Annotated in this window: 8 protein-coding genes and 1 pseudogene; 3 read left to right on the plus strand and 6 right to left on the minus strand. The window is 69.0% G+C overall.

The features are described from left to right. Together ACWELQ_RS29800 and ACWELQ_RS29805 are read left to right on the plus strand one after the other, a co-directional pair. Window positions 1–386 (plus strand): annotated as a pseudogene (locus tag ACWELQ_RS29800) (aldehyde reductase); the annotation flags it as partial. A 62-nt stretch (window positions 387–448) separates the two neighbouring features. Next, complete coding sequence (locus ACWELQ_RS29805) at window positions 449–1,093, plus strand: cysteine hydrolase family protein (RefSeq protein WP_452400357.1); 645 nt, start codon at window positions 449–451, stop codon at window positions 1,091–1,093. Between the two features lie 6 nt (window positions 1,094–1,099). Here the strand turns inward: ACWELQ_RS29805 and ACWELQ_RS29810 are convergent, their stop codons facing one another. The 4 genes from ACWELQ_RS29810 to ACWELQ_RS29825 form a co-directional block, all read right to left on the minus strand. Next, a complete protein-coding gene (locus ACWELQ_RS29810; RefSeq protein ID WP_452400358.1) occupies window positions 1,100–3,358 on the minus strand; it encodes an ATP-dependent DNA ligase in 2,259 nt (752 codons plus the stop codon). Window positions 3,359–3,486: 128 nt separating this feature from the next. Then, the gene (locus ACWELQ_RS29815; RefSeq protein WP_452400363.1) at window positions 3,487–3,792 is read right to left on the minus strand and encodes an antitoxin; all 306 of its coding nucleotides are present in this window, start codon (window positions 3,790–3,792) and stop codon (window positions 3,487–3,489) included. 35 nt (window positions 3,793–3,827) lie between these two features. Continuing rightward, window positions 3,828–4,949 carry an MBL fold metallo-hydrolase gene (locus ACWELQ_RS29820; RefSeq protein ID WP_452400359.1) on the minus strand — a complete coding sequence of 374 codons (1,122 nt, stop codon included), beginning with the start codon at window positions 4,947–4,949 and terminating at the stop codon, window positions 3,828–3,830. A 41-nt stretch (window positions 4,950–4,990) separates the two neighbouring features. Further along, the gene (locus ACWELQ_RS29825) at window positions 4,991–5,716 is read right to left on the minus strand and encodes an enoyl-CoA hydratase (RefSeq protein ID WP_452400364.1); all 726 of its coding nucleotides are present in this window, start codon (window positions 5,714–5,716) and stop codon (window positions 4,991–4,993) included. A gap of 83 nt (window positions 5,717–5,799) precedes the next feature. On the opposite strand from ACWELQ_RS29825, the gene ACWELQ_RS29830 reads away from it, so the two are divergent. Continuing rightward, complete coding sequence (locus ACWELQ_RS29830; RefSeq protein WP_452400360.1) at window positions 5,800–6,930, plus strand: FAD-dependent oxidoreductase; 1,131 nt, start codon at window positions 5,800–5,802, stop codon at window positions 6,928–6,930. A 2-nt stretch (window positions 6,931–6,932) separates the two neighbouring features. Here the strand turns inward: ACWELQ_RS29830 and ACWELQ_RS29835 are convergent, their stop codons facing one another. Continuing rightward, complete coding sequence (locus tag ACWELQ_RS29835) at window positions 6,933–7,790, minus strand: aldo/keto reductase (protein WP_452400361.1); 858 nt, start codon at window positions 7,788–7,790, stop codon at window positions 6,933–6,935. 97 nt (window positions 7,791–7,887) lie between these two features. After that, window positions 7,888–8,437, minus strand: a 550-nt coding sequence (locus ACWELQ_RS29840) for a carboxyl transferase domain-containing protein (RefSeq protein ID WP_452400362.1), incomplete at its 5' end; no start/stop codon positions are given.

Below are 8,437 nucleotides of genomic sequence, written 5' to 3' on the forward strand. Positions count from 1 at the left end.
TCAACTTCGCCACCGTCGACGTCCGCGACCTGGCCGTCGCCCACCGCTTGGCCATGGAGGTTCCCGCGGCCGCCGGAAACCGCTACATCTGCGCCGGACCCGAGGTGACCTTCCCGGCCATGGCGGAGATCCTCGCGCAGCGCTATCGCGTCTCCACCCGGGTCCTGCCCGACTGGCTCATCCGCCTGGTCGCCCGGTTCAATCCCGATGCCCGGTTGGCGGCCCGCTTCCTGGGCCGCTCGGAGAACCTCAGCGCCGCCAAGGCCGAACACGACCTCGGCTGGCGCATGCGGCCGGTCGCCGAAACCCTCTTCGACACCGCGGCCAGCCTCATCGAATTCGGCCTCGTCGCCGACCCCGGCGCGCCGAGGAGCCGCGCCGCCTGACCCCGGCGCGCGGGTACGGTGGGGCGAAAGAGGGTGGGGCAGAGGGAGATTGCGGAGGGCTTATGCGGCAGGGGAACGGGCTGGCGATTCCGGAGACGCTCGAGGACGTGTGCGCGCCGGAACGGATGGCGCTGATCGTGTACGACATGCAGGTCGGGGTGCTCGGGCAGCTCGAAGACGGGCCGGAGATCACCGAGCGGGTGGTGCGGGTCGTCGAGGCGGCGCGCCGCGGCGGCTATCCGGTGATCTTCCTACGGCACTTCTTCCTGCCCAAGCGGCTGATGGGCAGCTTCGCCCTGCGCATGGCGATGACCTGGCAGGGCGTCGATTCCGTCGATGCGGTGGTGCCGATCCTGCAACGGGACACCCCGGGCTTCGAGCTGGTCCCGCAGTTGCGGCCACGCGACGGTGAGGTGGTGTTCGACAAGACCTCGATGTCCGCCTTCGAAGGCACTCCCCTGGCGTCGACGCTGCGCGATCTCGGCATCGGCGCGTACGCCATCGTCGGGGTGGCACTGGAGATCGGGATCGCGCCCACCGTCACGCATTCCACCGATCTGGGCTTCCTGCCGGTTGTGCTCCGCGATGGCGTGGGCGGGCGCGACGAGCCCGGAAAGCAGCGTGCCTGGGACGATTTCGCCTTCCAAGGGCATGCCCTGGTCACCGATATCGACACCCTCGTGCCGCTGCTCGAGAAAACGAGCTAGGCCGAGCTAGTCCGAGCTGGGGATCCAGGCCGGATGCCACAGGCGTCCGGTCTCGGTCCAGTTCATGAAGCGGACCGTGCCGGTGAGCTTGGGGCTCACCCAGATCGCGTCCTTGCGCTCGTCGGCGGTGAGTTCGTTGCCGAACGGGCTGGTCTTGCGCTCGAGGCGGCGCAACCGATCCGCCAGTTCACTCATCTCCTGCTCGCTGAAGCCGGTGCCCACCCGGCCCAGGTAGTACAGCTCCCCCTCGTGCGGCACCCCGACCAGCAGCGAAGCGAACTGCCGCACCTCCGAACGCCGATATCCGCCGACCACCACCGACAGCGTCCGCCAGTTGCGGGTCTTGACCCACGACTGCCCGCGCCGCCCCGGTAGGTAGACCGAATCCCGGCGTTTGGCGACCACGCCCTCCATGCCGTGCTCCTGGCTGTAGCGCAGGGCTTCCGCGCCGGAGCCGGGCAGCTGCCTCGGCACGATCAGCGAACGCGCCTGTGCGGCCAAGGCTTCCAGCACCCTGCGGCGATCGTCGTAGCGTTTGCGGATCAGCGAGGTGCCGTCGAGGTACAGCAGATCGAAGGCCAGGAACACCGCCCGCTTCGAATCCTCGCGCAGCAGGCCGAGATTCGCGCCGCCGTGATCGTCGAAGACCACCGCCTCGCCGTCGAGAACCGCACTGTGTCCGGCCAATTCGTCGCCCAGCACCGCCACGCCCGGATACTTGCCGGTGACCACGTGCCCCGCGCGGCTGCGCAGCGTCACCGCGCCGTCCTCGATCTCGGCGATCAGCCGGAATCCGTCCCATTTGGTCTCGAAGGCCCACTGTGCGGCGTCGAGGGTCGTCACATCGCCCGCGGTGGCGAGCATCGGCGTCAGACCGCGCGACATCGGCACGGGCGCACGGGGCGTCGAAACCGGTTTCGCCCCATTGCCTTCCGGCCGCGACTGATCCTTCATCAGGTGCATGAGCCACTGGTTGCCGTTGGTCTGGATCAGCGCGTACCGGCCGTCGAGGCGCTGCCCGTGCAGCCGCACGATCACCTCGTCCGCGCGCCATTTCTCGGTCTCGTAGGTGCCGGTATCCCAGATGGTCATCTCACCGCCGCCGTACTCGCCCTTGGGGATGCTCCCGTGGAAGGTGAGGTACTCCATCGGATGGTCCTCGGTGTGCACGGCCAGCCGGTTCTCGCCGGTGTCGACCGGCGGGCCCTTGGGCACGGCCCAGGAGACCAGCACGCCGTCGCGTTCGAGCCGTAGATCCCAGTGCAGCCGCCGCGCGTGATGCTCCTGCACCACGAACCGGTCCCCCGGCCCGGATTCCGGCGGGCCGGGCGGCACCGGTTCGGGCGTGCGGCTCGGGTCGCGCATGGCGCGGTAGGTGTCGAGCGGGTCCGGTTGCGGCAGTGGCTCATCCAGGTCCGCCAGCAGGTCGCCGTCTTGCTGCCAGCGGCGCAGCACCTCGTCGAAGCGCAAGTGCCGCAGCTTCTTCGGCTTCTCGATCTCCGCCCAGGCGCGCGGCGCGGCCACCCACGGCTCGGTGCGCCCGCGCAGCGAGTACGGCGCGATGGTGGTCTTGGCCGGATTGTTCTGACTCCAGTCCAGGAACACCTTGCCGTCGCGCGCCGACTTGGCCATGGTCGCGGTGACCAGTTCCGGGCGCAGCTGTTGCAGATTGGTGGCCACCTGTTTGGCGACCGCCGACGCCCCGTTCGGCCCGAGCCGTCGATCCAGCGGCACGTAGACGTGAATCCCCTTGGAACCGCTGGTGACGGGGAAGGCCGCCAGCCCGACCTCGTGCACCACATCCCGCAGGATCAGCGCCACTTCCGCGCACTGGGCGAGCCCGGCTCCGGGCCCGGGGTCCAGATCGAACACCAGCCGCGTGATGTCCCCGACCTCGGGACCGTCGAAACGCCATTGCGGCACATGCAGTTCCAGCGCCGCCTGCTGGCCCAGCCAGGCCATTCCCGCCACGCTGTCGATCACCGGATACGTGACCGGCCGGTCGGAATGCTGAACCGTCCTGCGTGGCAACCACTTCGGCGCGTGCTCGGCCAGGTTCTTCTCGAAGAACGACTGCTCGTCCGCCCCGTTCGGCCACCGCTTGCGGGTCACCGGCCGCTCGGCGATATGCGGCAGCAGGGCCGGGGCGATGGCGGTGAAATAGTCGATGACCTCGCCCTTGGTGGTCCCGGTGGCTGGATACAGCACCTTGTCGAGGTTGGTCAGCCCAACCTCGATACCCCCGAAATCCCTGCGGGACCCCATAACAGCAGTCTAGATCCGGACACCGACAATTCCCGGGAACCCGCAATACCCGTGAAAAGCCAACGGGCCGTTCGGGTCAGCGGCGGAGATCCGCCACTCCCGAACGGCCCGTGGAAAGCCCGGTGTTGCTACTCCGCAGGCTTGTCGCCCTCGGGAGCCGGTTCCGCGGCCGGTTCGGCCGCCGCCTCGGCGGGTGCGGGCTCCGCGGCCGGGGCCTCCGGGGCCGCCGCGGGCGCTTCCGCCGCAGCCTCGGCACCGTCGGTCGGGATGGCGTTCTTGACCGCTTCCGCGCCCTTGTCGATCTGGGAGGTGAATTTCCCGCCGGTCTTCTCGTCGATCACGTGGCCGGCCTTGTCGACCGCCTGCTCAATCTTCTCGGCGTTCTGGGCCGCCACTTCCTTGCCCTTGCCGACCAAGCCTTTGAGCGTGTCCATGAAACCCACAGCCCTGCTCCTTCAATCTCGGTCCGTTATTGGCGAACATCTTCCCACCAGGTCTCCCCCGCTGGGAGTCCAATGGGGTCGATCCGCTGCCCCGGCTTCGGCACGGCGATGCGTGTCCCGGCCGCGCGGGCCGCTTCCACCAGTCGCCGGACCGGCTCCGACCAGCCGTGGAAGGCCAGATTGAAGGTGGCCCAGTGAATCGGCACCAGCAGCCCGTAACCCGGATCGCCGACACACAGATCGGCGTGGGCGCGCACCGCCTCCTCCGGGTTCATGTGCACGTCCGGCCAGTGCCGGTCGTAGGCCCCGATGGGCAGCAGGGTCAGGTCGAACGGGCCCAGCCGCGCGCCCGCCTCCGCGAAAGCCTTGGTGTAGCCGGTGTCTCCGCCGAAGTAGACCCGCCGGGTCGGACCGGCGATCGACCACGACGCCCACAGCGTGGTGTTGCGCACCAGCCCGCGGCCGGAGAAGTGCCGCGCCTCGGTGCAGGTGATCACCAGATCGGTGCCGTCACCGTGATCGCGCTCCAGCTCGGACAGGGAAGTCGAAGCGGCCCAGTCCAATTCGACGATGCGTTCCTCGGGCACCGCCCAGTGCCGCAGATGCGCGCCGATGCCGATGGGCACGATGAACACGCACTCCTGGCTGTCCACCAGGCCCATCACGGTATCGCGGTCGAGATGGTCGTAGTGGTCGTGGGAGATCAGCACCGCGTCCAGTGGCGGCAGCGCCGACAGCGGCGACGGCACCGGATGCAGCCGGGCCGGGCCGATCAGCGCGGACGGCGAAACCCGTTCGCTCCACACCGGATCGGCCAGCACCCGGTAGCCGTCCACCTCCACCAGGCAGGTGGCGTGCCCGTACCAGGTGACCGCCAGATCCCCGGCCTGCGCGGGCAACTCCGGCGTCACCAGCGGGATCTCGCCCGCCGGGCGGCCGTTGTTGCGCTGCGTGACCAGCTGATACATCAGCTCCACCGGGGAACCGGTGATCTGACTGCTCGGCTCGGTGTTGTGGAACTGCCGGCCGCGATAGGTGGTCGCGCCCCGTGCGGTCGGCGCGATGGCCGAGATGGACGCGCCCATGGCGGACGGAATCCCCCACGCCGCCCGGACCAACCAGGAAATACCGAATGCACCCGCTGCCATACCCACCAGTTTCCGCGTTTTCGCGGTCGCGCGCTCCCCGTTCATCGACCCTCGAACTTCGCGGGCCGCTTCTGCTGGCGCGCCGCGCGCGCCTCCTGCGCGTCGTCGCTGCGCCACGCCGCGTCCAGGGCCGCGGTCTGCTCGCTGGTGTCCGGGCCTCGAGTGTCGTCGTCATTGAAGACGAGCTTCAGATGCCGCAGCGACAGCGGCGCGAGCTCGGCGATCTGCTTGGCCCACGCCTGCGCGTCGGCCAGCGTGCCGATCTTGTTGGCGAAACCGAAGTGGTAGGCGTCGGTGGCCGAGACCCGCTCCGCGCCCAGCAGAATGGTGCGCGCCGGACCCGCGCCGATCAGGTTCGACAACCGCCGCACCGTCCAACGGTCCACGGAGATACCGAGTTTCGCGGCCGGGACCGCGACGAACGAATCCGGCGTCATGACCCGTAGGTCCGACGCCAGGGCTAGTTGCACGCCCGCGCCGAACGCGCCACCGTTGATCGCGGCGATCACCGGCACCGGGATCGTCTCGATGGTGCGCAGCATGGCCAGCAGACCGTCCAAGAAATTGTCCGAATACACGCCGTCCAGGTCCGCGCCCGCGCTGAACAGCGGCCCCTGACCGGTCAGCACGATCACCCGCGCCGACGTGGCGGCCTCCTCGAGGGCGGCACGCAGCCCTCCGATGAGCTCCTCGTTCAGGGCGTTCCGGCGTTCCGGACGCTGCAGTTCGATGGTGACGACCTCACCATCGCGGCTGACTCCGAGCATGTGTCCCTTCCCCATTGTCCAACCCATCCGCGCTACTCAACCCATGATCAGCCTTCACTCTAGGTGCGCGTACCGTCGGGTCGGTGACCGCAACACCCGATGTCGACATCCTCGTAATCGGTGCCGGGCAGGCCGGATTGTCGGTCGGCTACCACCTGCACCGCCTCGGGTTACGGCCCGAACAGGACTTTCTCATTGTCGACCACTCGCCCGCCGCGGGCGGGGCCTGGCAATTCCGGTGGCCGTCACTGACTTTGGGCACCGTCAACCGGGTGCACGATCTGCCCGGAATGTCCTTCGAGGAGACCTTGCCGGAGGGCTCGCAGAATGTGCAGGCGGCCACGGCGGTGCCGCACTACTTCGAGCTGTACGAGAAGCGCTTCGATCTGCGCGTGCACCGGCCGGTGTCGGTGAGCGTGGTGTGTGACCGCGCCACCGCCGCCACCTGCCCGAACCAGGAGGTCGACGGCCTGCTGCACGCGGAGCTGAAGCCCACCGAGACGCTGCGGGTGCGGGGACTGGTGAACGCCACCGGCACCTGGGACAAGCCCTTCATTCCTTATTACCGGGGCGCGGAAACCTTCGCCGGACGGCAACTGCACGCCCACGACTACCGCACCGCAACGGAATTCGAGGGCAAGCACGTGGTCGTGGTGGGCGGCGGTATTACGGCCGTCCAACTGCTGGACGAGATTTCGCGGGTCACGACGACCACCTGGGTGACACGGCGCGAACCCGTCTTCCGCGACGGCCGCTTCGCACCCGAGGACGGACGCGCGGCCGTCGCCATGGTGGAAGACCGTGTGCGGCGCGGACTTCCACCCGGCTCGGTCGTCTCGGTGACCGGGCTGCGCGAGGACGCGCGGGTGGCGGCCATGCGGGAACGCGGGGTGCTCGATCGGCGGCCCATGTTCGACCGCATCGAACCCGAGGGCATCCGGTGGGCCGACGGGAGTTTCCAACGCGCCGACGTGATCCTGTGGTGCACCGGTTTCCGCAGCGCCCTGGACCATCTCGCGCCGCTGCGACTACGCGGCCCGGGCGGCGGCATCACGATGGACGGGCGTCTGGCCACCCGGGTCGCGGCCGATCCGCGCATCCACCTGATCGGCTACGGCCCCTCCGCCAGCACCATCGGCGCGAACCGGGCGGGCCGGGCCGCCGCCGTCGAATTGACCTCGTACCTGGGCATTCACCTCGACAGCGGAGCCTGAGTTCAGGCCGGAGCGTCCATGTCCATCACGTCGGGGTCGGCTCCCTGCCGCGCGCCCTTGTCGATGCCCGCGATCTGCGTCATCTCGCGACCGGTCAGCTCGAAGTCGAAGACCGCCAGGTTCTCGGCCATGCGCGCGGGCGTCATGGACTTCGGAATCGCCACGTTCCCGAGCTGCATGTGCCAGCGCAGGATGATCTGTGCGGGCGTGCGGCCGAGCTTGTCGGCCAGCCCGATGATCACCGAATCGTTGAACTCCGCGCCGCGGCCCAGCGGGCTCCACGCCTCGGTCACGATGCCGTGCGCGGCATGGAAGGCCCGCAGCTCCGACTGCGCGTAATACGGGTGCAGCTCAACCTGATTGATCGCCGGGATCTCGCCGGTCTCCCCGATCACCCGTTCCAGGTGCGCGCGGGTGAAGTTGGAGACGCCGATCGAGACCACCCGGCCCTGCCGCTTGAGCGCCTGCAACGCCCGGAAGGTGTCCACGTACAGATCCGCCGACGGGACCGGCCAATGGATCAGATACAGGTCGACGGTGTCGAGGCCGAGCCGCCGGCTGCTCTCGTCGAAGGCGCGCAGGGCGGCGTCGTAGCCGTGATCGGCGTTCCACAGCTTGGTGGTGACGAAGACCTCGTCGCGCGGCAGGCCGGACTCCCGCAGGGCGCGGCCGACTTCTTCCTCGTTGCCGTAGAACGAGGCGGTGTCGATGCTGCGGTAACCGAGTTCGAGGGCGGTGGAAATGGTGCCGACCGCGTCGTCGCCGTCGACCTTGTACACCCCGTAGCCCAGCTTGGGCATGACCTGGCCATCGCTGAGCACAATCGCTGGGATCTGACTGGTCTCGTACCGATAAGTCACCACTCCGACCGTAGCAGCCGGACGACCGCAGCTAATTCCTAGCATTGGTGTGACGGTGCGGGATGTGGCCCGAATTACGTCCCGGAGCCGGATTCGATTACTCGGGCAAACCCAATCGGCGATAGCGGTGGTGACGCTGGCTGACCAGTTCCGCCAACGGCAGCGCCGTCAGCGCCGCCAATTCCTCGGCGATGGCGGTGACCATGCGCTGCGCGAAGTCCACCGGTTCCTCCGCGGCATCCGGGTATTCGTGCACGATCCGGTCGACGATGCCGTCCGCCTCCAGATCCACCGCCCGGATCCGCTGCGCGGCAGCCAATCTCGGGGCGTGACCGGTATCGCGGTACACGATGGCGCTGGCGCCCTCCGGCGGCAGCGGAGCCAGCCAGCCATTGGCTGCCGCCAGCACGCGATCGGCGGGCAGCAGGGCCAGCGCGCCACCGCCGCTGCCCTGACCCAGCAAAACCGAGACGGTCGGCGTGTCCAGGGTGACGAGATCGGCCAGGCACCGGGCGATCTCGGGGGCCAGGCCGCGCTCCTCGGCCTCCCGCGACAGCGCCGCACCCGCGGTATCGATCACCAGCACCAGCGGCACCCGCAACTCGGCGGCCAGATGCATGCTGCGCCGCGCCTCCCGCAGCGCCGCC

The sequence above is a fragment of the Nocardia sp. NPDC004722 genome, from assembly GCF_053601505.1.